This window comes from Massilia sp. Mn16-1_5 (assembly GCF_004798585.1).
Taxonomy (GTDB): domain Bacteria; phylum Pseudomonadota; class Gammaproteobacteria; order Burkholderiales; family Burkholderiaceae_D; genus Telluria.
Genome location: NZ_PPXQ01000011.1, coordinates 22,581 through 48,240, shown reverse-complemented (window position 1 = coordinate 48,240; position 25,660 = coordinate 22,581). Strand labels below are relative to the sequence as shown.

Annotated in this window: 27 protein-coding genes; 17 read left to right on the top strand and 10 right to left on the bottom strand. The window is 65.3% G+C overall.

Annotation, left to right across the window (positions count from 1 at the left end):
• The first annotated feature begins 36 nt into the window (after positions 1–36).
• Genes pmbA through C2862_RS14585 form a run of 3 tightly spaced genes read left to right on the top strand, consistent with a single transcriptional unit; the run spans position 37 to position 2,084 of the window.
• Positions 37–1,389 (top strand): metalloprotease PmbA, encoded by a 1,353-nt coding sequence (pmbA, locus tag C2862_RS14595; protein WP_136220869.1) that lies wholly within the window; start codon positions 37–39, stop codon positions 1,387–1,389.
• A gap of 15 nt (positions 1,390–1,404) precedes the next feature.
• Positions 1,405–1,644 carry a hypothetical protein gene (locus C2862_RS14590; RefSeq protein ID WP_136220868.1) on the top strand — a complete coding sequence of 80 codons (240 nt, stop codon included), beginning with the start codon at positions 1,405–1,407 and terminating at the stop codon, positions 1,642–1,644.
• 11 nt (positions 1,645–1,655) lie between these two features.
• Positions 1,656–2,084 carry a DUF1801 domain-containing protein gene (locus tag C2862_RS14585; protein WP_136220867.1) on the top strand — a complete coding sequence of 143 codons (429 nt, stop codon included), beginning with the start codon at positions 1,656–1,658 and terminating at the stop codon, positions 2,082–2,084.
• 12 nt (positions 2,085–2,096) lie between these two features.
• Here the strand turns inward: C2862_RS14585 and C2862_RS14580 are convergent, their stop codons facing one another.
• From C2862_RS14580 to paaX, 5 genes are all read right to left on the bottom strand, one after another.
• On the bottom strand, positions 2,097–3,821 hold the full coding sequence (locus C2862_RS14580; RefSeq protein WP_136220866.1) for a response regulator: 1,725 nt from the start codon (positions 3,819–3,821) through the stop codon (positions 2,097–2,099).
• Positions 3,808–5,274: an ATPase domain-containing protein gene (locus C2862_RS14575; RefSeq protein WP_229467440.1), complete on the bottom strand. Its 1,467-nt coding sequence runs from the start codon at positions 5,272–5,274 to the stop codon at positions 3,808–3,810. The genes C2862_RS14580 and C2862_RS14575 overlap by 14 nt, the downstream gene beginning before the upstream one ends.
• Before the next feature lie 172 nt (positions 5,275–5,446).
• Positions 5,447–5,680, bottom strand: coding sequence for a hypothetical protein (locus tag C2862_RS14570; RefSeq protein ID WP_136220864.1), 234 nt, complete (start codon positions 5,678–5,680; stop codon positions 5,447–5,449).
• A gap of 55 nt (positions 5,681–5,735) precedes the next feature.
• A complete protein-coding gene (locus tag C2862_RS14565) occupies positions 5,736–6,869 on the bottom strand; it encodes a M14-type cytosolic carboxypeptidase (RefSeq protein WP_136220863.1) in 1,134 nt (377 codons plus the stop codon).
• A gap of 173 nt (positions 6,870–7,042) precedes the next feature.
• Entirely contained in the window at positions 7,043–7,972 is a 930-nt protein-coding gene (gene paaX, locus C2862_RS14560) for a phenylacetic acid degradation operon negative regulatory protein PaaX (protein WP_136220862.1), read from the bottom strand.
• A gap of 94 nt (positions 7,973–8,066) precedes the next feature.
• Here paaX and paaA point away from each other — a divergent pair, with 94 nt between their 5' ends.
• The 13 genes from paaA to C2862_RS14495 all read left to right on the top strand — a co-directional run bounded on the left by paaA (position 8,067) and on the right by C2862_RS14495 (position 20,517).
• Positions 8,067–9,056 carry a 1,2-phenylacetyl-CoA epoxidase subunit PaaA gene (gene paaA, locus C2862_RS14555; RefSeq protein ID WP_136220861.1) on the top strand — a complete coding sequence of 330 codons (990 nt, stop codon included), beginning with the start codon at positions 8,067–8,069 and terminating at the stop codon, positions 9,054–9,056.
• Between the two features lie 106 nt (positions 9,057–9,162).
• Positions 9,163–9,447, top strand: a complete 285-nt coding sequence (gene paaB, locus C2862_RS14550) for a 1,2-phenylacetyl-CoA epoxidase subunit PaaB (RefSeq protein ID WP_020651929.1) — start codon at positions 9,163–9,165, stop codon at positions 9,445–9,447.
• Positions 9,448–9,455: 8 nt separating this feature from the next.
• Positions 9,456–10,211 carry a 1,2-phenylacetyl-CoA epoxidase subunit PaaC gene (paaC, locus tag C2862_RS14545; protein ID WP_136220860.1) on the top strand — a complete coding sequence of 252 codons (756 nt, stop codon included), beginning with the start codon at positions 9,456–9,458 and terminating at the stop codon, positions 10,209–10,211.
• Positions 10,211–10,729, top strand: coding sequence for a 1,2-phenylacetyl-CoA epoxidase subunit PaaD (gene paaD / locus C2862_RS14540; protein ID WP_136220859.1), 519 nt, complete (start codon positions 10,211–10,213; stop codon positions 10,727–10,729). Before paaC ends, paaD begins: the two co-directional genes overlap by 1 nt.
• A 7-nt stretch (positions 10,730–10,736) precedes the next feature.
• Positions 10,737–11,813 (top strand): 1,2-phenylacetyl-CoA epoxidase subunit PaaE, encoded by a 1,077-nt coding sequence (gene paaE / locus C2862_RS14535; RefSeq protein WP_136220858.1) that lies wholly within the window; start codon positions 10,737–10,739, stop codon positions 11,811–11,813.
• A gap of 22 nt (positions 11,814–11,835) precedes the next feature.
• Positions 11,836–12,627: a 2-(1,2-epoxy-1,2-dihydrophenyl)acetyl-CoA isomerase PaaG gene (gene paaG, locus C2862_RS14530; protein ID WP_136220857.1), complete on the top strand. Its 792-nt coding sequence runs from the start codon at positions 11,836–11,838 to the stop codon at positions 12,625–12,627.
• A complete protein-coding gene (gene paaH, locus C2862_RS14525) occupies positions 12,627–14,192 on the top strand; it encodes a 3-hydroxyacyl-CoA dehydrogenase PaaH (protein WP_136220856.1) in 1,566 nt (521 codons plus the stop codon). Before paaG ends, paaH begins: the two co-directional genes overlap by 1 nt.
• Entirely contained in the window at positions 14,182–14,616 is a 435-nt protein-coding gene (paaI, locus tag C2862_RS14520; RefSeq protein WP_136220855.1) for a hydroxyphenylacetyl-CoA thioesterase PaaI, read from the top strand. Before paaH ends, paaI begins: the two co-directional genes overlap by 11 nt.
• 28 nt (positions 14,617–14,644) lie before the next feature.
• Positions 14,645–15,961: a phenylacetate--CoA ligase PaaK gene (gene paaK, locus C2862_RS14515; protein WP_136220854.1), complete on the top strand. Its 1,317-nt coding sequence runs from the start codon at positions 14,645–14,647 to the stop codon at positions 15,959–15,961.
• A 13-nt stretch (positions 15,962–15,974) separates the two neighbouring features.
• Complete coding sequence (gene pcaF / locus C2862_RS14510) at positions 15,975–17,180, top strand: 3-oxoadipyl-CoA thiolase (RefSeq protein WP_136220853.1); 1,206 nt, start codon at positions 15,975–15,977, stop codon at positions 17,178–17,180.
• A 4-nt stretch (positions 17,181–17,184) separates the two neighbouring features.
• The gene (locus C2862_RS14505; RefSeq protein ID WP_136220852.1) at positions 17,185–17,784 is read left to right on the top strand and encodes a phenylacetic acid degradation protein PaaY; all 600 of its coding nucleotides are present in this window, start codon (positions 17,185–17,187) and stop codon (positions 17,782–17,784) included.
• A gap of 84 nt (positions 17,785–17,868) precedes the next feature.
• Entirely contained in the window at positions 17,869–19,923 is a 2,055-nt protein-coding gene (gene paaZ, locus C2862_RS14500; protein WP_136220851.1) for a phenylacetic acid degradation bifunctional protein PaaZ, read from the top strand.
• 63 nt (positions 19,924–19,986) lie between these two features.
• Positions 19,987–20,517 (top strand): cupin domain-containing protein, encoded by a 531-nt coding sequence (locus C2862_RS14495; protein ID WP_136220850.1) that lies wholly within the window; start codon positions 19,987–19,989, stop codon positions 20,515–20,517.
• Positions 20,518–20,653: 136 nt separating this feature from the next.
• On the opposite strand, the gene C2862_RS14490 is transcribed toward C2862_RS14495, so the two are convergent.
• The 5 genes from C2862_RS14490 to C2862_RS14470 form a co-directional block, all read right to left on the bottom strand.
• The gene (locus C2862_RS14490) at positions 20,654–21,319 is read right to left on the bottom strand and encodes an HAD-IA family hydrolase (protein ID WP_136220849.1); all 666 of its coding nucleotides are present in this window, start codon (positions 21,317–21,319) and stop codon (positions 20,654–20,656) included.
• Positions 21,320–21,327: 8 nt separating this feature from the next.
• Positions 21,328–21,555: a hypothetical protein gene (locus tag C2862_RS14485; protein ID WP_136220848.1), complete on the bottom strand. Its 228-nt coding sequence runs from the start codon at positions 21,553–21,555 to the stop codon at positions 21,328–21,330.
• 100 nt (positions 21,556–21,655) lie between these two features.
• Entirely contained in the window at positions 21,656–22,630 is a 975-nt protein-coding gene (locus C2862_RS14480; RefSeq protein ID WP_136220847.1) for a tripartite tricarboxylate transporter substrate-binding protein, read from the bottom strand.
• Between the two features lie 207 nt (positions 22,631–22,837).
• A complete protein-coding gene (locus tag C2862_RS14475) occupies positions 22,838–23,569 on the bottom strand; it encodes a transporter substrate-binding domain-containing protein (RefSeq protein ID WP_136220846.1) in 732 nt (243 codons plus the stop codon).
• 34 nt (positions 23,570–23,603) lie between these two features.
• A complete protein-coding gene (locus tag C2862_RS14470; RefSeq protein ID WP_168710068.1) occupies positions 23,604–24,794 on the bottom strand; it encodes a GGDEF domain-containing protein in 1,191 nt (396 codons plus the stop codon).
• A 318-nt stretch (positions 24,795–25,112) separates the two neighbouring features.
• Between C2862_RS14470 and C2862_RS14465 the strand changes: the two genes are divergently transcribed.
• Positions 25,113–25,634 (top strand): DUF2812 domain-containing protein, encoded by a 522-nt coding sequence (locus C2862_RS14465; protein WP_168710067.1) that lies wholly within the window; start codon positions 25,113–25,115, stop codon positions 25,632–25,634.
• The last annotated feature ends 26 nt before the right edge of the window (positions 25,635–25,660 follow it).

Sequence of the window (25,660 nt, the reverse complement as noted above, 5' to 3'; positions counted from 1 at the left end):
GATAACTGTTTTAGGGCTCGCCACGAAAAACACGACATGAACGACTCCGTTTTTACCCACACCCAGGACCAGCTCAAAGCGCTGGCGCAGAGCGTGCTTGCATTCGCCAAGGAGCAGGGCGCGACCGATGCCTCGGTCGAGATCAGCGAGGGTAGCGGGCTGTCGGTGTCGGTACGTCGCGGCCAGATCGAGACCATCGAGCAGAACAAGGACAAGGGCATCGGCGTCACCGTCTACGCCGGCCAGCGCCGCGGCAATGCCAGCACCTCCGATTTTTCGGAAGCCTCGCTGAAAGCCACTGTGGAGGCGGCCTGGAACATCGCCCGCTTCACCGCCGAGGACGACGCGGCCGGCCTGCCGGACGCCGACATGCTCGAGATGAACCCGCGCGACCTGCGCCTGTGCTACCCGTGGCAGATCAGTACCGAGGAAGCCGTCGAGCTGGCCCAGCGCTGCGAGAACGCGGCCTTCGAGGTCGACCGCCGCATCACCAACAGCGAAGGCGCCAGCGTCTACGTCCAGCAATCGCATTTCGTCGCCGCCAACACGCGCGGCTTCATGGGCGGCTACCCGTTCTCGCGCCATACGATGTCGATCGCGCCGATCGCCGGCAAGGGCAACAAGATGCAGCGCGACGACTGGTATACCTCGGCGCGCGACCCGAAAAAGCTGGCCAAGCCGGAAGCGGTGGGCCGCTACGCCGCCGAACGCGCACTGGCGCGCCTGAACGCCCGTAAACTCGACACCCGCAGCTGCCCGGTGCTGTTCGAGGCGCCGCTGGCCGCCGGCCTGCTGGGCGCTTTCGTGCAGGCCGTATCGGGCGGCTCGCTCTACCGCAAATCGAGTTTTCTCCTCGACACCCTCGGCAAGCAGGTCTTCCCGCGCCATATCCAGATCATCGAAGACCCGCACGTCATCGGCGAAGTGGGTTCCTCGCCCTTCGACGAAGAGGGCGTGCGCACCGTGCGCCGCAAGGTCATCGACAGCGGCGTCCTGCAGGGCTACTTCCTGTCCTCGTACTCGGCGCGCAAGCTGGGCATGAAAACCACGGGTAACGCCGGCGGCTCGCACAACCTCAGCATCACCTCGGACGAGACGAAACTGGCCGACACCTTCGAGGGCATGCTGCGCAAGATGGGCACGGGCCTGCTGGTGACGGAACTGATGGGGCAGGGCGTGAACTACGTCACCGGCGACTATTCGCGCGGCGCCTCGGGCTACTGGGTCGAGAACGGCGTCATCCAGTACCCCGTCGAGGAAATCACGATCGCCGGCAACATGCGCGAGATGTTCCAGCAGATCGTCGGCGTCGGCAACGATGTTTTGGCACGCGGCAATAAATCGACCGGGTCCATCCTGATCGAGAAGATGGTCGTGGCAGGTAACTAAACCCAAGGAACAGCCATGAGCAAATTCGTCCGCATCGACAAGGAAAACAATCCGAAGAAGGCCCAGCTGCTGAACCTCGACCTGGTGGCATCGGTCGAGCTGTCGCCGCAGTCCGACCTGCTCAGTTCGGCCGACGAGAAGCGCGTCTACCTCAGCTGCCTGGCGCATGACAAGACGGTGATCGCCACCGTGCACTTCGACACCGTCGAGGATGCGCACGCGTGGGTACAAAAACACCTGGACGTGCAGCTCTAAACGGCAGCGTCATGGCTGCCAACAAGACGCTGCCGACCCCGGTGGATGCGTACGCCTATTTGGCCGCCATCGACGACCCGGCGCGGCGCGCCGACTGCCAGGTCCTGAGCGGCTTGATGGAGCGGATCACGGGTCAGCCGCCGGTGATGTGGGGCGCCAGCATCGTCGGTTTCGGCAGCTACCATTATCGCTATGCCAGCGGGCGCGAAGGCGATGCGCCGCTGGCAGGCTTCGCGCCGCGCAAGGGAGACATCAGCATCTACCTCAGCTGCGATATGGGAGCGCGCGCGGACCTGCTGGCGCAACTCGGCCGGCACAAGATGGGCAAGTCCTGCCTGTATGTGCGCAGGCTCGACGAGGTCGACGTGACGGTGCTGGAACAACTGGTGCGCGAATCGATCGCCGTCACCGAGGCGCTGTACGGCTCCGCACAGGTCTGAATCCTGCGCGGCTCAGGTCCGGGCCGTCGCCTTATCTACCTTGTGCAGCGCCCGCGCGACGCTGGCGGCCAGTTCGGCCAGCTGGAAGGGTTTGCGCAGCACCATGTCTTCGCCGATCACCTGTTCGATCGCGTGCATGTCGGCGTAACCCGTGGCGATGATGGTCGGGACGTCCGGGAAGGCCAGGCGTGCCTGCTGCACCAGTTCCGCGCCCGTCATCCCGGGCATCAGGTAATCCGTGATGATCAGGTCGGGGCGCCCCTGTTCCAGCTCGCGCAGGCCCGCCTCGCCGTCGGAGGCGTGCGAGACCGTGTAGCCGAGCGCGCCCAGCGATTCGACCATCGAGTCGCGGACAAAATCGTCGTCTTCGACCACCAGGATGTGCGCACCGGGAAGCGGCGTGGCCGTCAGCGCGGGCGCCGCGGCCGGCGCCGCAGCCGTTTCGCTGCCGGCCGCGCGCAGCCAGATTTCCACCGTCGTGCCGACACCCTGTTCGCTCAGGATGCGCGCCGCGCCCCCCGATTGCTGGGCCATGCCGTAGACCTGGGACAGGCCGAGACCGGTCCCCTTGCCGACGCCCTTGGTGGTGTAGAAAGGTTCGAACACGCGCGCCGCGATTTCGGGCGGCATGCCCGAGCCGTTGTCGGCCACCGCGATGCGCACATACTCGCCCGGCGGCAGCAGGCCGTCCGGCGGATCGGCGCGGACGGCCGTGAAGCGCAACTCTCCGCCGCCGTCCATGGCGTCGCGCGCATTGATGGCGAGGTTCAGCAGCGCCATCTCCATCTGGTTGGTGTCGGCCACCACGCTGGTGCCGGCGGCATCCACCTCGAACTGCAGGCGCACGCTCGATCCGAGCGAGGTGGCGACCAGTTCGTGCACGCCTTCGAACAGGGTATGGACGTCGAGCGGGCGCAAGTCCAGGCTCTGGTTGCGCGAGAAGGCCAGCAGCTGGCTGGTCAGCTTGCCGCCGCGCTGGCAGGCGCGGCGCGCCACCTCGGCGCGCTGTTTCGCCACCTCGTCCTTCGACAGCAGGAGGATCAGGTCCATGCTGCCCTGCACGACGTTGAGCAGGTTGTTGAAGTCGTGGGCGATGCCGCCGGTGAGGCGGCCGACCGCTTCCAGTTTCTGGAACTGGACCATCGCCTGCTGGACCCGCTCCCGTTCGATCACTTCGTTCATCAGGCGGTCGTTGGCCTGGGCCAGGGCGCGCGTGCGTTCGTCGATGCGCGCTTCCAGCGTCTCGTTCAGGTGCACCAGCGCTTCCTGGCTCTGGCGCAGGCTCTCGGCGGTGCGCTCGCGGTCGAGCAGCACGTCACGTGCGTGGTACTGGCGGCGCCGCGCGCGCAGGGCGGACAGGGCGGCGCTGCGCAGGGTCTGGGCGTTCAGCGGACGCTCGAGCAGGACCACGTTGCCGAGTTCCTCCAGGCGCGCCCGGGCGCCGTCGGCCGGCACGCCAACCAGCCGGGTCAGCAGCACGACGAAGGGAAAGTCGGACCAGTGTTCCTGGGCGTCGAGCCAGGCGCGCAGGCGCGCCATGTCGACGCCTTGCAGGGCTTCCTCGGCAACGATGGCGGCGCCCGCACCGGCGGCGATGGCGGCGACGAAGGCGTCGAAGCCGGGGACGGCATCGCAGGCGAAGCCGTCGCGCGCCAGCACCGAGCACATGACCTGCGCGTCGCGCCCGTGCGGCGCGAAGATCAGGATGCGTTCGTCGGCCAGCTTACTCGCTTGCATGGGGCGGCATTGCCATCATCGGGGTCGAGCCGTGGTAGCTCGGCAGGCCGCTCAGGACGCCCTCGAAGCCTTCCAGCGGCGCGCCGATGCGCACGCCCTCCTGGCCGAGCTGCAGCTCGTGGATGGTGAGCGCGTGGCTCGCGGTGCGGCTCTTGATGACGGTGATGGCGCGCCGCAGGCGGCCCTGCGATTCGAAGAAGCGCAGCAGCACCGTGGTATCGGCCAGGTAGCTCAGGTCGACGTCGGAGCGGACCTCGCCGATCAGGCCGTGCTGGCCCAGCACCAGTACGGTGGTCACGCCCTGCTGGTTCAGGTAGGACAACAGTTCGTGCATTTGCAGCACAAGGTACTGCTCGCCCGGCATCGCCTGCAGGTAGGCGTTCAGGCTGTCGATGGCGATGAAGCCCACGCCGTGCAGCTCGACGGCGTCGCGCAGCATCTGCGCGAACTCGCCCGGCGACAGCTCGGCCGGATCGATGTGGGTGAGGCGCAGCTGGCCGCTGTCGGCATACGGGCGCAGGTCCATACCGAGCGCGTTATTGCGGGCGAAGAAAGTGCCGAGGCCTTCGTCGAACAAATAGAACGATGCCTTTTCGCCGCGCCCGAGCGCCGACAGCAGGCAGCGCGCCGACAGCGTGGTCTTGCCGATGCCCGAGGGTCCCACCACGAGCGTATTGGTGCCGCTGACTAGGCCGCCGCCGAGCAGCTGGTCGAGGCCCGTCGAACCGGTCGGGCGCGTTTGCGGCGTGAAGTCGCGCAGGTGCTCGGCCGCCACCAGGCGCGGGAACATCGTGATGCCGCCGGTTTCCAGCACATAGTCATGGTAGCCGCCGCGGAAGCGGATGCCGCGCATCTTGATGATGTTGACGCGGCGGCGCTCCTTGCCGAATTCCTTGGCGATCTGTTCGAGGCTGATGACGCCGTGGGCGATGCTGTGCAGGTGCTGGTCGGACGCGCTGGTCTTGTCGTCGAGCAGCAGCACGGTGCAGGAGCGCGAAGCGAAGAACTGTTTTAAAGCCAGGATCTGGCGCCGGTAGCGCAAAGGATTCTGCGCCAGCAGGCGCATTTCCGACAGGCTGTCGAAGACTACGCGCAGCGGCTTGACCTGGTCGACCTCGTTCATCACATTACGCGTCGTCTCGGCCAGTTCGACTTCCGACGGGTGGAAGACCGACTGCTGGGCGTCGATGTCGAGCGCCTCGTCGCCGGCCAGTTCGAACAGCGCCAGCGCATCGAGCGACCACCCATGGGTGGCGGCCACCGCGCGCAGCTCGTCGGCGGTTTCGGACAGGGTGATGTACAGGCCGCGCTCGCCGCGGGCGGCGCCGTCGAGCAGGAACTGCAGCCCGAGCGTGGTCTTGCCGGCGCCGGGCGAACCCTCGACCAGGTAGATGCGCTGCGGCGTCAGGCCGCCGCCGAGGATGTCGTCGAGGCCGGCGATGCCGGTCGACATGCGCGGCTGCGGCGTGGGCTCTGCAGCGCGGAGCGAGGGAACGGAATTCATCGAAACGACCTATCGGGTAGCGGAGATGCCGCCGGGTGAAGGGACAAAGCCGTCAAATCCGGCAATGCTGATGACCCGATTATAGAGCGATTTGTGGCCGCGACAAGCCCACGCGTGCTCGTCAGGCCGCCTCGATGCGCGCCAGGCGCTGGCCGTAAATGCCCCAGGTGACCTGGACGCCGTCGACCTGGCCGCGCAGGGCCCAGCCGGTGCCGATCTTCTCGACCGTGATATCGGTTTCCAGCTCTTTCGCCAGCTTCTCGGCCCAGCCGCGGGCCGCGCCCTGGCCCTTGAACAGTTCCTGGCCGTTGTAGATGACGGTGGCGTCGAAGACGGGGGCGGAAAAGATGCTCATGGTGTGTGTTCGTTGGAGAGTGAAAAACGCCCCGGCTGGCGGGGCGTAGGGAAGCTTACTTCAATGCGCGGATCGACTGCAGCACCGGCTGCAGCACCGCCGCACCGAGGCGCGCGCTGCGGGCGCCATCCCAGCCGACCTGCGGGTCCGGGTCGTTGGCGTTGTCCTTGAACGGCAGTTCCAGGGTCAGCGACAGGCAGCCGAAGGCGTGCGTGATGTGGGGCGAACCCATGGTCAGCGTCTCTTCTGTGTAGGGCGATTCGCCGTAGCCGTGCACGTCCTGGAAGTCGGGGCTGGCGATTTTAAAATCGTCGCTGAAGCGCTTCTGGGCGGCGGCCTGCTCGGCCGTGAAGTTCGGCAGGGCTTCGCTGCCGGCCACGAACACGTAGGGCAGGCCCTCGTCGCCGTGCACGTCCAGGCACAGGTCGACGCCGGTTTCATGCATCTTCTGCTTGACCAGGAAGACTTCCGGGCTGCGTTCCATGGTCGGGTTCAGCCACTCGCGGTTCAGGTTGGCGCCGGCGGCGTTGGTGCGCAGGTTGCCGCGCACCGAGCCGTCCGGGTTCATGTTCGGGACCACGTAGAACACGGTCTCGTTCAACAGCTGGCGCCCGAACGGATGGGCAGGATCGAGCAGGGCGTCGAGCATGCCTTCGACGAACCATTCCGCCATCGTCTCGCCCGGGTGCTGGCGCGCGATGACCCAGACCTTTTTCTTGCCTTCGGCTGGCTCGCCGATAACCAGCATGTTCAGGTCGCGGCCGTCGACGGTCGAACCCAGGTCGACCATGCGCACGTGTTCGCTCATCTGGGCGCGGTCGAGCAGTTCCAGGTGGCGTTCCCACGAGTAGGGCTCGAAGTAGGCGTAGTAGACGCTGTCCATGCCCGGCGTGTGGGTGATCGTCATGACCTGGCCATCGTAGGAGGTCGGCACGCGGAACCAGTTGATGCGGTCATAGCTGGCCATTGCCTGGTAGTCTTCCCAGCCGGCCGGATATGCGGCCTGGCCGGCATTCAGGAAGCGGATGGTGCAGGCCTGGCCTTGCGCGCCTTGCAGGCGGAAGTAGAACCACTGGATGATGTCGGCGTGCGAATCCTTGCGGATGTTCAGATCGATGGCGTTGGCGCTCGTGGCGTTCACGACCTCGATCGCGCCAGCGTCGAACTGGCTGCTGATCTTGATAGACATGGTGTGTCCTGTAGATGGAAGGCGTAAAGCCGAGATCATACTCGGTTTCAGGCCGTGTTTGAGGGTGCGGATGGTCACACGATGAAACCGCGTGCGCATGAATGCGCACCCTACGGCGGCGTTGGTGGAGCGCGTAGGGTGCGCATTCATGCGCACGCCGTCCGACCGGCTGCTCAGCCGCGCAATCCGCCAAAGCGCTGATAAAACGCCTCGTCGGCCGACGGCGCCGCCTCATCCTCGCGCCTGAGCACCGCATCGATATGCACCTCGGCCTGCGCATACACCAGCAAATAAATCGCCCGCGCCACGGCATAGGCATCCGACCCCGGCCACGGATCCGGCAGCAGCTCGATCGGCAGCATCGGGTCATGCAGCTGCAATCGCCGGTAGGCGTGGATCAGCAGCGAGCGCACCGCGAACGCATCCGCCGGCGCCAGCGCCGGCGCGGTACGCAACAGCTCGAGCAGCGGCGTGAAGCGGGCGATGAAGTCGACGTAGCTGCGCGCCACGGCCGTCAGGTCCCAGCCTTCGCCGACCAGTTCGCCCAAGGGGCGCGAGCCGACGTCCGGCAGCTCGGCAGCGCTCAGCACGAACACCTTGTCGCGGCCGCCCGTGCGGTCCAGCGCGTCGAGCAAGCCTTCGGCGTCCGCGGCCGGATGGGCCAGCATGCCCGGCCCCAGCATGGCAAAACCTGCCCATTCGAGTTCCTTCCTCACCGCCGTCCGCAGATCGCCGTCGATGCTGCCGTTGGGCGCGAGTACCAGGGTCCAGCGGCCATCCCAATGCAGGCCGGGCGGGGCATAGATGCGGCGGTCGGCGCGCTGGAAGCGCGGCAGGGAGCGCGGCTCGAAGGCGTAGCGGCTGCGCCGGCCTTCTCGGCTGGCGTTGAGCCAGCCTTCCTGCACCAGGCGGAACACGCTGGTACGCACCAGGCGGTCGGTGACGCCGAGCGGGGCCAATAACTCAATCAGGCTGCCCAGCCAGACGGCGCCGCCGTGGGGCGCGATGGCGTCGCCCATCACCGTCATCACGAGCGATTTTGAGCGCAATGGCTCGGCGGAAAGTGCCTGTTCAATCCACTCGTTGCTGGTTAGCTGTTGCATAAAATCACTTCTCAATATGATTCAAAATTTTGGTGTACATCTCGTTTTCTGTATCGTATTATTGTTGGACGATGTTTGCAATGGGAGACTGACCATGTACGCACAGATGGTGGAAACGGGCCTGAAAAAGGTCCAGACGAACGAAGACATGAGTGCCGAGGAGCAGGCCTTCCAGGCACGCATCGATGCCGGCGTGAAAATCGAAGCGAAGGACTGGATGCCCGACGCCTACCGCAAGACGCTGGTGCGCCAGATCTCGCAGCACGCGCACTCGGAAATCGTCGGCCAACTGCCTGAAGGCAACTGGGTGACGCGCGCGCCGACCCTCAAGCGCAAATCCGTCCTGCTGGCCAAGATCCAGGACGAAGCCGGGCACGGCTTATATTTGTACAGCGCCGCCGAAACCCTGGGCGTGTCGCGCGACGAGCTGCTGGCCGCCCTGCACTCGGGCAAAGCCAAGTATTCGAGCATCTTTAACTATCCAACCCTGAGCTGGGCCGACATGGGCGCGATCGGCTGGCTGGTCGACGGCTCGGCGATCATCAACCAAGTGCCGCTCTGCCGCTGCTCCTATGGTCCGTATGCACGCGCCATGATCCGCGTCTGCAAGGAAGAGTCCTTCCACGCGCGCCAGGGCTACGACATCATGATGAGCCTTGCGAAAGGCACGCCGGAACAGAAGGCGATGGCCCAGGATGCGCTGAACCGCTGGTGGTGGCCCTCGCTCATGATGTTCGGCCCGTCGGACGCCGAATCGGTCAACAGCGCGCAGTCGAGCAAGTGGCGCATCAAGCTGTTCTCGAACGACGAACTGCGCCAGCGCATGGTCGACCAGACCGTGCCGCAAGCCGAATACCTGGGCCTGACGATTCCCGACCCCGACCTCAAGTGGAACGAAGAAACCGGCCACTACGACTTCGGCGAGATCGACTGGAGCGAATTCCACAACGTCTTGAAGGGCAACGGCCCCTGCAACCGCGAACGCCTGCGCACGCGCGTCAAAGCCTGGGACGACGGCGAATGGTTCCGCGACGCCCTGGTCGCCCACGCCGACAAAGCCGCTGCTCGCAAAGCCGCTGCGTAGAACGTAGAACCGTAAGGTGGGCGGCTTTGCCGCCCACGCGTCACGCCCGCATATCGAAACGGTGACCCAACACCGTCACCAACATCCTGAAACACCGGAGACAATCATGAGCAAAGAATGGCCCCTGTGGGAAGTGTTCATCCGCAGCCAGCACGGCCTCGCCCACAAGCACGTCGGCAGCCTGCACGCCCCTGACGCCGAAATGGCGATCAACAACGCGCGCGACGTCTACACGCGCCGCAACGAAGGCGTCTCGATCTGGGTCGTGCGCGCCGCCGACATCGTCGCTTCCAGCCCCTCCGACAAGGAAGCCCTGTTCGAGCCGGCCAACAGCAAGGTCTACCGTCACCCGACCTTCTTCCCGATGCCGGAAGAAGTCAAGAACCTGTGAGCGGCGCCATGGATGACGCAAAAATCCAGTACCTGCTGCGCCAGGGCGACAACGCCCTGATCCTCTCGCAGCAACTCAGTCAACTGTGCGGCAAGGGCCCGGCCCTCGAAGAAGACATGGCGCTGACCAACGTCGCGCTCGACCTGCTGGGCCAGACCCGCATGTGGCTGACCTATGCCGGCGAGCTCGAAGGGCAAGGACGCGACGAAGACAAGCTCGCCTACCACCGCGACGCCCACGACTTCCGGAACGTCCTGCTGGTCGAGCAGCCGAACGGCAGCTATGCCGAAACGATGGTGCGCCAGTTCCTGTTCGATACCTGGCACTACTTCCTGATGCAGGGCCTGCTGCAATCGAGCGACCCGCGCATCGCCGAGATCGCCGAAAAATCGTTCAAGGAAGTCACCTATCATTTGCGCCGCAGCGGCGATTTGATGGTGCGCCTGGGCGACGGCACCGACCTCAGCCGCCGCAAGATGCAGGCTGCGCTCGACGACCTGTGGATGTACAGCGGCGAAGTCTTCCTCTACGACGAGATCGACAACGCGATGGTCGAGCAGGGCGTGGCCCCGGCGATGGAGGGCTTGCGCGCCTCCTTCCTCGACCACGTGAACGACATCCTGACCGAAGCCACGTTGACGATGCCCGATCCTGGCGCCTGGATGCAGCGCGGCGGCAAGCAGGGCCGCCACAGCGAGCACCTGGGCTACATCCTGGCTGAGATGCAGTTCCTGCAGCGCGCCTATCCGGGAGCGGAGTGGTAATGAACGCGCAGAGCGTCACGCTCGAGCAGGTCTGGACCTGGCTCGGCGAGGTGCCCGATCCCGAGATCCCGGTGATCTCGGTCGTCGACCTCGGCATCGTGCGCGACGTCGCCTTCGAGGGCGACGAGTGCGTGGTGACGATTACCCCGACCTATTCGGGTTGCCCGGCGATGCAGGTCATCAGCGAAGCCGTCACCGAGGCCCTGCATGCGAAGGGTCTGGGCAAGGTGAAGCTGGTGAACCAGCTGTCCCCGGCCTGGACCACCGACTGGATGAGCGAGACCGGCAAGGCGGCCTTGAAGGGCTATGGCATCGCGCCGCCCGTGCAGCAGGCGATCGACATCAGCGGCCTGCGCGGCGGCGTCAAGCGCGGCACGTTCAAAGAGCCCGAGATCACCTGTCCGAACTGCGGCTCGAAGCACACCCAGCTCACCAGCCAGTTCGGTTCGACCCCGTGCAAGGCTTTGTATAAATGCCTGGACTGCCGCGAACCCTTCGATTACTTCAAGTGTCACTAAGCACACCATGAGCAAATTCTATCCACTCACCGTCGCCAAGGTGAAGCACGAGACGCGCGACGCGGTCGCCGTCACCTTCGCCGTGCCGCCGGAACTGAAATCCACCTTCGCCTACCAGCAGGGCCAGCACCTGACCCTGCGCGCCATGATCGAGGGCGAAGACGTGCGCCGTTCGTACTCCATCTGCTCGGCCGTGCAGGACGAGCAGCTGCGCGTGGCGATCAAGAAGACGCCGGGCGGCCTGTTCTCGAACTGGGCCAACGACAGCCTGAAACCCGGCGCGACGCTCGAAGTCATGCCGCCGATGGGCCACTTCAACGTGCCGCTCGATCCAGGCAGCGAACGCCACTACCTGGCCTTCGCGGCCGGCAGCGGCATCACGCCCATCCTCTCGATCATCAAGACCACCCTGCTGGCCGAGCCGAAGAGCCGCTTTACCCTCGTCTACGGCAACCGTGCTTCCTCGTCGGTCATCTTCCGCGACGAGCTGACGGACCTGAAGGACATCTACATGGGCCGTTTAAAGCTGGTCTACGTGATGAGCCGCGAGCAGCAGGACATCGAACTCTTCAACGGCCGCATCACGGGCGAAAAGTGCAGCGCCTTCCTGAAAAGCTGGATCGACATCCAGGATATCGACGTCGCCTTCATCTGCGGCCCGGAAGACATGATGCACGGTGTCTCGAAATCGCTGCAGGATGCTGGCATGGCCAAGGAAAAGATCCGCATCGAGCTGTTCGCGGCCAGCATCCCGAAGCATGAGCACAAGCCGCGCCCGGTGGCGGAGGGCACCCGTCACCAGACCGAAGTCACCGTGATCATGGACGGCAGCGCCGCCAGTTTTACCATGGACAAGGACAAGGAATCGATCCTGGATGCGGGCCTGCGCGCCGGCATCGACATGCGCTATTCCTGCAAGGGCGGCGTCTGCTCGACCTGCCGCTGCAAGGTCGTCGAGGGCAATGTCGAGATGGACGTGAACTACGCACTGGAAGACTACGAGGTCGCACGCGGCTTCGTGCTCAGTTGCCAGGCTTTCCCGATCACGGACAACGTGATCATCGATTTCGACCAGCACGAATAAATAAAACTGGAGGAGACACCCCATGAGCTACGAATCGATTCAATACCAGGTAGAAGAGAGCGTCGCCGTCCTCACCCTGAACCGCCCCGACCGCCTGAACAGTTTTACCCAGGCCATGCACCTCGAAGTGCGCGACGCGCTCGAGAAGCTGCAAGCGGATAAGTCCGTGCGCGTGCTGGTCCTGACCGGCGCCGGCCGCGGCTTCTGCGCCGGCCAGGACCTGGGCGACCGCGCCGTCGCGCCAGGCGCACCGGGTGTGGACCTGGGCGAATCCGTCGAAAAATTCTATGCGCCGCTGGTGCTCACCTTGCGCAGCCTGCCGCTGCCGGTGATCTGCGCCGTGAACGGCGTGGCCGCCGGCGCCGGCGCCAACCTGGCCCTCGCCTGCGACATCGTCCTCGCCGCCAAATCCGCCAGCTTCATCGAAGCCTTCTGCAAACTCGGCTTGATCCCGGACACCGGCGGTACCTGGCATTTGCCGCGCCTGATCGGCATGGCGCGCGCCACGGGCCTGGCCATGCTGGGCGAGAAGCTCTCCGCCGAAAAAGCCGAACAGTGGGGCCTGATCTGGCGCGCCGTCGACGACGAAGCGCTGATGAGCGAGGCCATGGCCATGGCCAAGCACTTCGCCACTGCGCCAACGAAAGGTCTCGCCTTCACCAAGAAGGCGCTGCAGGCCAGCTACGCGAACACTCTGCCTGACCAGTTGAAACTGGAAGGCGAGATGATGCGCGAACTCGGCTACAGCCACGACTACCGCGAAGGCGTCGCCGCTTTTATCGCCAAGCGTCCGGCCCAGTTCAAGGGGGAGTAATGGAGGCACTGGCAAGGGAGAGTGTCGTTGCCGTCATCGGCAGCGGCGCCATGGGTTCGGGTATTGCCCAGGTAGCGGCCAGCAGCGGCCACCAGGTGCGCCTGTTCGATACGCGCGCAGGCGCGGCGGCGAACGCGATCGTCGAGATCGGCAAGGTCTACGCCAAGCTGGTCGAGAAGGGCCGCATGGGCGCGGCCGAAGCGGATCTCGCACGCGAACGCCTGCAGGCCGTGAACACGCTGGGCGAGGTCAAGGACGCCGCGCTGGTCGTGGAAGCCATCGTCGAGAATCTCGATGCGAAACGTACCCTGTTCGCGCAGCTGGAAGACATCGTCGATGCGCGCGCCATCCTGGCGACGAATACCTCCTCGATCTCCGTGACCGCGATCGCCGCACAGCTGCGCCATCCGGAACGCCTGGTCGGCATGCACTTCTTCAATCCGGTGCCGCTGATGGCGCTGGTGGAGGTGGTCAGCGGCCTGGCGACGGACAAAGCTGTCGCCGATACCGTCTACGCCACCGCGCAAGCCTGGGGCAAGGACCCCGTGCACGCGAAGTCGACGCCTGGCTTCATCGTCAACCGCGTCGCCCGTCCCTACTATGCCGAAGCCCTGCGCCTGCTGCAGGAGGGTGCAGCCGACGCGCCGACGCTGGATGCGGTCATGCGTGAATGCGGCGGTTTCCGCATGGGGCCTTTCGAGCTGATGGACCTGATCGGCCACGACGTGAATTTCTCGGTCACGCAGTCGGTGCACGCCGCCTACTACGGCGACCAGCGTTTTACGCCCTCGGTACTGCAGCAGGAACTGGTGAACGCCGGCTTCCTCGGCCGTAAATCGGGCCGCGGCTTCTATCGCTACGGTGCTGATGCTGGTAAGTCGACTGTGCAGACCGAGCCGCATGCGGTGCGCCCGCAGACCGTCGGCATCAGCATCGCGCGCGAAGTGACGAGCAGCGTCCTCAGCCCGATGGAAGCGCGCCTGAGCAGCGCCGGCTTCACCGTCGCGCACCGCGAGCCGCTGCAGGGCGCCGAAAAGCACGAAGCGCCGGCCCTGCACACCAACGGCGCCGCGATTTTTCTCACCGACGGCCGCACCGCCACCGAACGCGCTGCCGCCAACAACCACCCGAACACGGTCGTCTACGACCTGCTGTTCGACCATGCGAAGGCCACCCGCATCGCGCTGGCGCGCGCCGACCAGTGCGGCGAAGAGGCCTACCAGGCCGCCGTCGGCCTGTTCCAGGCGGCCGGCTTCGAAGTCACGCGCCTGGACGACGTGCCCGGCATGGCCGTGATGCGCACGGTCGCCATGCTCGCCAACGAAGCGGCGGACGCCGTGAACCAGGGTGTGTGTAGCGCGATTGCCGTCGACATCGCGATGCAAAAAGGGGTGAACTATCCGCGCGGGCCGCTGGCCTGGGCCGATACGGTCGGCATCCACCACATCGTCACCGTGCTGGCGAACCTCGCCGCCACCTATGGCGAAGACCGTTATCGCGTCTCGCCCCTGCTGCGCCGCAAGCTCGCCGCCAACCCATTCGGAGCCCGTTTCCATGCACAGTGATCCTCAGGCATTGGCCGAACTGGCCGGCAAGACCATGTACGAACGCGACCCGGCCAGCCAGGCGCTGGGCATGAAGCTCGACGAGATCCGTCCCGGCTATGCGCGCATGAGCATGCGCGTGCGCGCCGACATGCTCAACGGGCATGCCACCTGCCACGGCGGCTTTACCTTCATGCTGGCCGACAGCGCGTTCGCCTTCGCCTGCAATTCGCACAATTTCAATACGGTCGGCGCAGGCTGCACGATCGACTACCTGGCGCCGGGCCGTGAAGGCGACCTGTTGATCGCCGAGGCGGTCGAGCAGGCGCTGCAAGGTAAAACCGGCGTCTACGACGTCACGGTGAAAAACGAAGAAGGGCGCACGATCGCGCTCTTCCGCGGCAAGTCGCACCGCGTGAGCGGGATGGTGACGGACGCCGCATAAAGTCCAGAGCTAGATAAGGAGGCACAACATGGTCCAACGTATTCCATCGCCAGGCGATCTGGAACCGATCGAACGCGCCAGCCGCGACGAGCTGCAGGCGCTGCAACTGGAGCGCCTGAAATGGTCGCTGCAGCACGCGTATGAGAACGTGCCGCACTACCGCAAGGCCTTCGACGAAGCGGGCGTGCATCCAGGCGACCTGAAGACGCTCGCCGACCTGGCGAAATTCCCCTTCACCGAAAAGAAGACCCTGCGCGACAACTACCCGTTCGGCCTGTTCGCGGTGCCGCGCGAGCAGGTGGTGCGCGTGCACGCCTCCTCCGGCACCACCGGACGTCCGACGGTGGTCGGCTACACGCAGAAAGACATCGATACCTGGGCCGATGTCGTCGCGCGCTCGATCCGTGCGGCCGGCGGCCGTCCGGGCGACATGGTGCACGTCGCCTACGGCTACGGCCTGTTCACGGGCGGTCTCGGTGCCCACTACGGCGCCGAACGCCTGGGCTGCACGGTGGTGCCGATGTCGGGTGGCCAGACCGAAAAGCAGGTGCAGCTGATCTGCGATTTCCAGCCCTCGATCATCATGGTGACGCCGTCCTACATGCTGAACATCGTCGAGGAATTCAAGCGCCAGGGCCTCGATCCCGCCGCTTCGTCGCTGAAGGTCGGCATTTTTGGGGCGGAACCCTGGACCAACGAGATGCGCCGCACCATCGAAACGGAGGCGGGTATCGACGCGGTCGACATCTACGGCCTGTCGGAAGTGATGGGGCCGGGCGTGGCGAGCGAATGCATCGAGAGCAAGGATGGCCCGGTGATCTGGGAAGACCACTTTTATCCCGAGATCATCGACCCGGATACCGGTGAGGTGCTGCCGGACGGCGAAGAGGGAGAGCTCGTCTTCACCTCGCTGTCGAAAGAGGCGCTGCCGATCATCCGCTACCGCACGCGCGACCTGACCCGCCTGCTGCCGCCCACCTCGCGCTCGATGCGCCGCATGGGCAAGATCACCGGCCGTTCGGACGACATGCTGATCATCCGCGGCGTGAACGTGTTCCCGAGCCAGATCGAGGAACTCGTGTTGAAGATGCCGGCGCTGGCGCCCCAGTACCAGCTGGTCGTGGCGCGCGACGGCCACCTCGACACGCTGGAAGTCTTCGGCGAGCTGAAGGAAAACACGCACACCGAGGACAGCATCGCCGCGCTGGCGAAGGAACTGCAGCACTGCATCAAGACCTATGTCGGCGTGACGACCAAGGTGACGCTCACGCCGCCGATGGGCATCGAGCGCACGATGACGGGTAAAGCCCGCCGTGTGGTCGACAAGCGTCCAAAGAATACATAAAGAGGAGACAGACATGACTGACGCATTCATCTGCGACGCCATCCGCACCCCCTTCGGCCGCTATGGCGGTTCGCTGGCCAGCGTGCGTGCCGACGACCTGGCGGCATTGCCGATCGCCGCGCTCATGGAGCGCAACAAGGACGTCGACTGGGCCATGGTCGACGACCTGTACTGGGGCTGCGCCAACCAGGCCGGCGAAGACAACCGCAACGTCGGCCACATGGCCGGCCTGCTGGCGGGCCTGCCGCCCGAAGTGCCGGGCAATACCATCAACCGCCTGTGCGGCTCCAGCCTGGACGCGGTCGGCATCGGCGCGCGCGCCATCCTGTCCGGCCAGGCGAATTTGATCATCGCCGGCGGCTCCGAGAGCATGACCCGCGCGCCTTTCGTGATGGGCAAGGCCGACAGCGCCTTTTCGCGTGCCGCCAAGATCGAGGACACGACGATTGGCTGGCGCTTCGTGAACCCGCTGATGAAGGCAAAATATGGCATCGACTCGATGCCGGAGACGGCCGAGAACGTGGCCAAGGATTTCAACGTGAACCGCGCCGACCAGGACGCCTTTGCGATCCGCAGCCAGCAGCGCTGGGCGCGCGCCAATGCGGCCGGCCTGTTCAAGGACGAGATCGTGCACGTGACCCTGCATTCGAAAAAAGGCGAGTCGCGCGTGTTCGACACGGATGAACATCCGCGTCCGGACACCACCATCGAAGCGCTGGCGAAATTGAAAGGCGTCGTGATGCCGGACGGCACCGTCACCGCCGGTAACGCCTCGGGCGTGAACGACGGCGCCTGCGCGCTGCTGATCGCATCCGGCTCGGCCGCCGAGCGCTTCGGCCTGACGCCGCGCGCCCGCATCATCGGCATGGCGACTGCCGGCCTGCCGCCGCGGATCATGGGCTTTGGACCATCACCGGCGACGAAGAAGGTGCTGGCGCAGACGGGACTTACCATCGGCCAGATGGATGTCATTGAGCTGAACGAAGCCTTTGCCGCCCAGGGTCTGGCCGTGATGCGCGACCTGGGACTGGCCGACGACGCCGAACACGTCAACCCGAACGGCGGCGCGATTGCGCTGGGTCATCCGCTGGGCGCATCGGGCGCACGCCTGGTCACCACCGCTGCCTATCAATTGCAGCGTACCGGCGGCCGCTACGCGCTGTGCACGATGTGCATCGGCGTCGGCCAGGGCATCGCCCTCATCATCGAACGGGTGTAAACATATGGTCAAAGTCTACGAGATCGACGGCGTGCGCCCGGTGGTGCACCCGACCAGCTACGTGCACCCGACGGCGGTGCTGATCGGCGACGTGATCGTCGGCCCGCGCTGCTACATCGGCCCGCTGGCCTCGCTGCGTGGCGACTTCGGCCGCCTGATCCTGGAAGAGGGCGCCAACGTCCAGGACTGCTGCGTGATGCACGGCTTCGAGGACGGCGAAACCGTCATCGAAGTCGACGGCCACATCGGCCACGGCGCCGTCCTGCACGGCTGCCGCGTGGGCCGCAACGCCATGGTCGGCATGAACGCCGTCGTCATGGACGGCGCCGTCGTCGGAGAAGAATCGATCGTCGCCGCCATGAGCTTCGTGAAAGCCGGCATGGTCATCCCGCCGCGCAGCATGGTGATGGGCACGCCGGCGAAAGTGATGCGCGAGCTGAAAGACGAAGACGTCAAGTGGAAGAGCTTCGGTACGAAGCAGTACCACCAACTGACGACGCGCTCCCTGAACACGATGCGCGAGGTCGAAGCTTTTACCGAAATCGAACCCAACCGCCCGGTCTTCGACTTCAGCACGACCGGCGGCCACGCGCCCAAAAAATAATCTATACGTAGGGTGGACTCCCGAGTCCACGCGTTTGCGGCCTCCGCAAACCACCCGCGCAAACGAATCCTGAGGAGACAACAAATGGCAAACCCAAGCACCCTGCAAAGCTGGATCGCCGGCCGCTGGATCGGCCAGGAAGCCGCATCCCCGCTGCACAGCGCCCTGGACGGCCGCCTGGTCTACCATACCCACGCCGAGAAGATCGACTTCGACGAAGCCGTCACCTACGCCCGCAAGACCGGCGTCCCGGGCCTGATGAAGCTCGACTTCCAGACCCGCGCCCAGCGCCTGAAGGCCCTGGCGCTCTACCTGATGGAGCGCAAGGAAGAGCTGTACGAGATCTCGCACCTGACGGGCGCGACCCGTCCGGACAGCTGGGTCGACGTCGAAGGCGGCATCGGCACCCTGTTCGCCTACGCCAGCATGGGCTCGCGCGAACTGCCGTCCTCGAACGTGCTGCACGAAGGCCCGGCGCTCAACCTAGGCAAGCGCGGCGGCTTCGCCGGCACCCACATCCTGGTGCCGAAGGGCGGCCTGGCCGTCCACATCAACGCCTTCAATTTCCCGATCTGGGGCCTGCTCGAAAAATTCGCGCCGAGCTTCCTGGCTGCCATGCCCTGCATCGGCAAACCGGCCACCGCGACCAGCTACCTGACGCATGCCGTCGTCAAGATGATGCATGAATCCGGCCTGCTGCCGGAAGGCTCGCTCCAACTGGTGATCGGCTCGACCGGAGATTTGCTGGACCGCCTGACCGGGTTCGATGCCGTCACCTTCACCGGTTCGGCCGACACCGCCGCCAAGCTGCGCGCCAATCCGAACCTGATCCGCGAATCGGTGCCTTTCACGGCCGAAGCGGATTCGCTGAACGCCGCCATCCTGGCACCTGACGTGACCCCGGACGATCCGGAGTTCGACCTGTTCGTCAAGGAAGTGGCACGCGAGATGACCGGTAAAGCCGGCCAGAAGTGCACGGCGATTCGCCGCATCATCGTCCCCGAACAGCACGTCGACGCGCTGGGCGAGCGCCTGCGCGACCGTCTGTCGAAAGTCGTCGTCGGCAATCCGAAGATGGAAGGCGTGCGCATGGGCGCGCTGGCCTCGATGGACCAGCACCGCGACGTGTCGGAGCGCGTCGAGATGCTCGCGCGCGGCAACGAGGTCATCTTCGGCGCCCATCACGGCTTCAATCCGGTCGGAGATGATGCCGCCAACGGCGCCTTCTTCTCGCCGACCCTGCTCCTGTGCCGCAACGCGTCGATCAACACGGCCGTGCACGACATCGAAGCTTTTGGTCCGGTCAGCACCATGATGACCTACCGCGACATCGACGAAGGCCTGCACCTGGCCGCGCTGGGCCGCGGCAGCCTGGTCACGACGCTGGCGACCAAGGACCCGATGATCGCCGCGCACGCGGTGCCGATCGCCGCCGCCTCGCACGGCCGCGTGCACATCCTGGACCGCGAATCGGCGGTGGACAGCACCGGCCACGGTTCGCCGCTGCCGCAGCTGAAGCACGGCGGCCCTGGCCGCGCCGGCGGTGGCGAAGAATTGGGCGGCATCCGTGCGGTAAAGCACTTCCTGCAGCGCGCGGCGGTGCAGGGCTCGCCGACCATGCTGACGGCCGTCACGGGAGAATACGTGCGCGGCGCCGCGGTCAAGGAAACCGAGGTGCACCCGTTCCGCCGTCACTTCGAAGAGCTGGAGATCGGCCACTCGCTGCTGACCCACCGCCGTACGGTGAGCGAAGCGGACATCGTCAACTTCGGCGGCGTCTCGGGCGACTATTTTTATATGCACTTCGACGAGATCGCGGCCAAGGACACCCAGTTCGGCAAGCGCATCGCGCACGGCTACTTCGTGCTGTCTGCGGCGGCCGGCCTGTTCGTGTCGCCGGCGCCGGGTCCGGTGCTGGCCAACTATGGCCTGGACAACCTGCGTTTCGTGGCGCCGGTCGCGATCGGCGACACCATCCGGGCGCGCCTGACCTGCAAGCGCAAGGTCGACCGCAACCGTACCGACGAGCAGGGCCGCGGCCAGGGCGTGGTGGCCTGGGACGTGCAGGTGACGAACCAGAACGACGAACTGGTGGCAAGTTACGATATCCTGACGCTGGTACAGAAACGCGCGAGCTGAGCCCATCCTGAAAGAGGGGAGCCGGCTTGCACATGCAGCTCCCCCAAACTGGAAGGAAAATGTATGCGGTTAGACCTGAGCAGTATCCCCGTACTGACCGGAACCGGCTATCCGGAACCGTTCGCCGACATCGTCAACGGACGCAGCCGGCAGGCACTGGGCGAGGCCGGCGGCCTGACCCAGTTCGGCGTCAACCTGGTCGAATTGAAACCGGGCGCGGCCTCCTCGCAGCGCCACTGGCACACCCATGAGGACGAGTTCGTGATGGTGGTGTCGGGCGAGCTGATGCTCGTCACCGACGAAGGCGAAACCCTGATGCGGGCCGGCGACTGCGCCGCTTTCCCGGCAGGCCGCCCGAATGGCCACCACCTGGTCAACCGCAGCTGGGGCAACGCCCTGTTCGTCGCGGTCGGGCCGAATATCCCTGCCGACAAGGCGACGTATCCGGACATCGACCTGATGTACGACGGCGCGACCGGCAGTTATTTGCACAAGGATGGGACGCCGTATCCGAAGCGGGATGCGAATGCGGCCGCGCCTCAGCCGCCGGTGGAAGAGCATACGCTCGAGCCGCGGGTGTATCGCCACGAGTGACGTGTAGGGTGGGCATTCATGCCCACGCGGTCGTGCATTCGCATATCGCACCGTGTCTGGATGGCGCTACAGGCAATCGGCTGCGTTCTGCTGTTCGATTTGCATACGCCGCACCGCGTGGGCACAAGTGCCCACCCTACGAGCCGCAGGCAATTTTTAAGCGGCCATCCGCGGTGCGCACAACCCGCAAATCCGCATAATCGAGCACCCCGAACACATCCGTCTCCATCGGATGCGTATGCGTCAGCGTCACGACGATACTGTCCATCCCGGCCGCCTTGGCCGACTGCAGGCCCGCCTGCGTATCCTCGAACACCAGGCACTCCGCCGGCGCAAACCCCAGCTTGCGCGCGCCCAGCAGGAAGGGATCCGGCGCCGGCTTGCCGTGCTCCACATCCTCGCCCGCCACCAACAGGCGGTGCGAAGGCAGCCCGGCCGCGGCGAGACGCGCCTTGGCCAGTGCGCGCGGCGCCGAGGTGACGATGCCCCAGCGTTCAGGCGGCAGGCTGGAGAGAAAAGCCGCCGCGCCATGGATGGCCTCGATGTCGGCGACGTCCTCGATCTCGGCCGCCGTGATCCAGGCCGCTTCGGCAATCGGATCGACGCCGGGCAGGCCGAGCTGGCGGATGGTGTCGTGGGGGCGCTTGCCGTGCAGGGTCGAGAAGAAGGTGGAAACGTCGAGGCCATGGCGCTCCGCCCAGGCGGTCCAGACCCGTTCGGCCGACTTGATCGAGGTGAGAAGGGTGCCGTCCATGTCGAACAGGAAGGCGGCAAAACTGCGGTCGTGCGGGAACATGCTCATGGCGCGCCTCAATCCAGTTTGCGCGCGTAGCGCTCCTTGACGACCTGGCTGATGAAGGTCGACAGGCCACTGCCCAGCGTCGCCAGCCGTTGCATCTCGGCGATGTTTTCCGCGCCGGCGCTCTGGTCGGTGTAGAGATAGCGGTCGCCGCCGGTAAAGCGGATGGTGATCGAGCGGTCGCCGATCTCGTAGGCGACGACGCCCGATTCGCCGCTCAGGTTCTTGTAGCGTTGCATGCCGTTCCCCGTGCTGAAGTGGTGCGAGGATTGTAGGCATGAAAAGACGCGCGCTCTGTGCTGCTTCCCACAATGCGCGCTGCCGGCAAGCGGCTGCCGATCAGTCGGCGTAGGTACCGGATTTCTTGATGATCGGCCCCCACTTGTCGATTTCCGCCTTCAAATGCGCGCGCAAGGCGTCAGGTGTCGCGCGGTTCGGGGCCACCGGGTCGGTACTGAGGTCCGCAAGGCGTTGCTTGACCGTGGGGTCCGAGACGGCGTGCTGTAATGCGCTGCTCAGCCGGTTCACCACGTCCTTGGGCGTCGCCTTCGGGGCATACAGGCCATGCCAGACCGACAGTTCGAAGCCGGGCAGACCGCTGCTCGCCAGTGGAGGCAAGCCCGGCAGGCTGGCGACCGCATTTTTGTACGTGACGCCATAGGCCTTGACCTTGCCGGTCTTGATGTGGCCCATCGTGTTGGTGGCCTGGTCGCACATCAGGTCGACCTGTCCACCCAGCAAGTCGTTCATCGCCGGCCCCGTGCCTTTGTAGGGTACGGTGGTGAGCTCGACGCCGACGGCGCTCATGAAGAGCATGCCGCACAGGTGCGAGGCCGCGCCGATCCCCGCGTTGGCAAGCGTCACTTTCTCCTTGTTCGCCTTGAGGTAGGCAAGCAGCTCCGGCATGTCCTTCGCCGGGAAGTCCTTGCGCGCAATGAGGGTCGAGGTCGCGTCGGTGGCGAGACCGACCGGTTCGAAACTATCGATGCTGCTGTAGGAGAGCTTGCGGTACAGGCTCGGTGCCGTGGCATGCCCTACGTGATGGAGAAAGATGGTGTAGCCATCGGGATTGGAGCGGGCCGCGCGCGCCGCGCCCAGGGTGCCGCCCGCGCCGCCCACATTCTCGACAATGATCTGCTGCTTCAGGTCGTTACCCATGGCCTGGGCCAGCAGGCGGGCGATGGTATCGGTGGGGCCGCCGGCCGCGAAGGGAACGATCATCGTGATCGTCTTGTCCGGGTAGCCCGCCGCATGTGAGGCGGGGCTTGCCGTCAGCGCAAGGCAGAGAAGGGATGTCGGGAATGCGGTCTTCATGCTGTTGTCTCCGTGAAGTGGGGTAAACCGGGATTACCTCTACAGCCGTACCGGTCTTGCTGCCGGTGTGCGTGGACCATGGACGCCGCGGGCAGAAAAGGTTCTGCCGACGCATCGAGTCGATATCAACACAGATTAATGCCGGGAATGCATCCGATCATTCACCGCAATTCACTTCTGATGTAAGAAAAAGTGAAGACTCGGCGCTCACGCCGCCGGTGCCACCGACGCCCCTTCGATGCTATGCCGCGCCAATGCCGCGGCAACGAAGCCACCCGCTTTCATCTCTTCGACGAAGCCGGCGAGGAAGGCTGCGGCCTCGAGACCGCGGCTCTTCGGCGTGCCCATCGCCTGCTGGATCACCATGAAGCGCTCGCCCAGCAGGCGCAGTCCGCCCAGGCGCCTGGCGTCGGCTTCCAGCTGCTGTTTGACCCCGGCCGCGACGTCCGCGCTTTCTTCCAGGAAGACATCGACCACCGTCGGCGAGGTCGGCGAGCGCACGATTTGCGCCTGCTTCAGGGTGCGCGTCAAGTAGAGGTCGTAGGCGCTACCCTTGCCGACCACCACGCGGTGCGCAGCCACGTCGACCTCCTCGTTGGCGCGCAGCGGCGAGTCGTCCTTCACCAGGTAGCAGCCCTCGATCAGGACATACGCGCTGGTGAACGCGATGTGCTCGCCGCGCAGCGGGTCGATGGCGAAGAAGCCGATGTCGGCATCTTCCCTGACGACGACCTCGACCGATTTACCCGCGGCGTCCACGACCACCATTTCCAGTTCCACGCCCAGCCGTTTGGCAAACTCGGTCGCCAGGTCGACCGACACGCCGGCCGCATTGCCCGCCGCATCGCGGTAGGCGAGGATGGGATTGCCCAGGTTGATGGAGGCGCGCAGCTTGCCGGCAGGGGTGAAAGCGGCTTTGAGGGCAGCAGACATGGTCATTTGAGCAGGCGTTCAAAAGATGGGATTGGTGTCATCATACCGCCCGCGCCAGCACGGGCATGGCCGTGATCACCGTCCCACGCACCCCATTGCGTCCGCCACGCTTGACCGCATACAGCTGCTCATCGGCGGCTGCAATCAGCGCCTCGAAAGTGGCCGGCGGCGACGGATGGCGGGCCGGCACCGACGCCACGCCGAAGCTGGCGGTGGTCGACACGAGGCTGCCGTTTGCCGTCATTGTCGCCGCCTCGGCGAAGGCATGCCGGATTCGTTCCGCCAGAACCTGGGCGCCGGCCAGTTCCGTCTGCGGCAGCACCAGCAGGAATTCCTCGCCGCCGTAGCGAATCACGCTGTCGATCCCTTCGCGTGCCATGGAGCGCAGCAGGCCGGCGAATTCGCTCAGCACTTCGTCGCCCGCGGCGTGGCCGTGGGTGTCGTTGATGCGCTTGAAGTGGTCGATGTCGCAGAGGATGACCGACAGGGCGGTGCCGTAGCGGCGGGTCCGCGCCAGCTCGGCGTCCAGCATGCCGCTCTGGAACACCCGGCGGTTGAGGCAGCCGGTCAGCGGATCGCGGTCGGCCAGCTCCTGCAGCAGCATGGTCGAACGAAACTGCTCGCGCTGGGCGAGGTGGAAGCGGCGCGCGGCGATATAGCCGAGGGCATTGCCGAGGATGAGCATCAGGACCAGCGCCACCAGGTCGTCCAGTTTGAGGCCGCCCTGGACCAGCAGCATCGCCGCAAACACCACGCTCGAGCCGATGCCGATCGCCAGCGCATAGATGAAGCGGTTGGGGAAGATGACGTAGATCGCCATCAGGATCAGCGCATGCGACATCAGGTTCCATGCCATCGCCTCGGGCTGGTACCAGCACAGGACCGGGAAGACACCGACGCCGATGCCCAGCACCGCGCAGGTGGACCGCAGCGAGACCTGCACCGAATCCGGATGGCGCGAAATGGCGGCCCAGGCGCCCAGCGCGGCCAGCGCGACGACGAGACGCAGGGCGACCATGGCCCAGGCGGTGGCGGTGGGGCCCAGCGTCGCGATATCGGTCAGCCCGAACAGCACATAAAAGCCTGCCGAAAACAGCAGGCTGACTTTTAGCTGGGCATTGCGCTCAGGGAGGCAGTGACGGGCGAAGCGGTCTTCGAAGGCGCGGTCCGCGAATTCGGCGCGCCTGCGGTCGATCGTCAGGGGGAGGGTGGGCAAATAGTGGACTGACACGGCATCTTTCGGCATTCAATGACCAAGCAACGACGGATCTGTTGACGCACTGTTGAGTCCGCCCCGTCCGGCAGACCAGAGCATTTTAACCCAAGCGCAGGTCTGAAGTTGCTATTTTGAAATGCAAAATGGATAAGCGGGCTCAAGTGCTTTCAGCGAACGAAGCCAGCTGCAAATAAGGCTTTTCTCCATCACTTTTTCTTGTTGACAAAAGATTTAGCACTGCTACTATGTCGTCACCCGATATATCGAGTCTCAATGTATCGGGTGCAGGTATATCGAGTGCGCGCGGTTCCACTTTCGACAAAGGCAGAAGGCATGAGCGATCAATTCGTCACCAAATTCAAATTCTTCTGGGATGACGCCGACCACGCGCTCGAGGCCTGGCTGCAGGACATGGCGCGCCAGGGCTTGCACCTGCACAAGGTAGGGATCCTGCGTTGCTGGTTCGTGTTCCGCCGCGGCGCGCCGGCCGAGATGAGCTACCGGCTCGACTTCCAGGCCAGGCGCGCGAAAGCGGACTATTTCCAGTTGTTCGCCGATGCCGGATGGGAGCACGTGGACCAGGTGCTGGGCTGGCAGTTCTGGCGTGCCCCGGCGCGTGCGGGACGCAGCCCGGAAATCTTTACCGACGTCGAATCGCGCATCCGCAAGTATCAACGCCTGATCTGGCTGTTCGCCCTGGCCTGGCTGCCGTTTTTCATCATGCTGCCCTTCCGTCACCCCGGCGAGGCGACGCCCAGGAGCATCGGAATGCTGCTCGGCATAGCCGTCGTCACCCTGTACGCGGTGCTGCGGCTGGTGCTGCGCATACGCAGGCTGCGCAATCCGACGTCCTAGGACGGCACACGCAGGCTCCCGCGGCA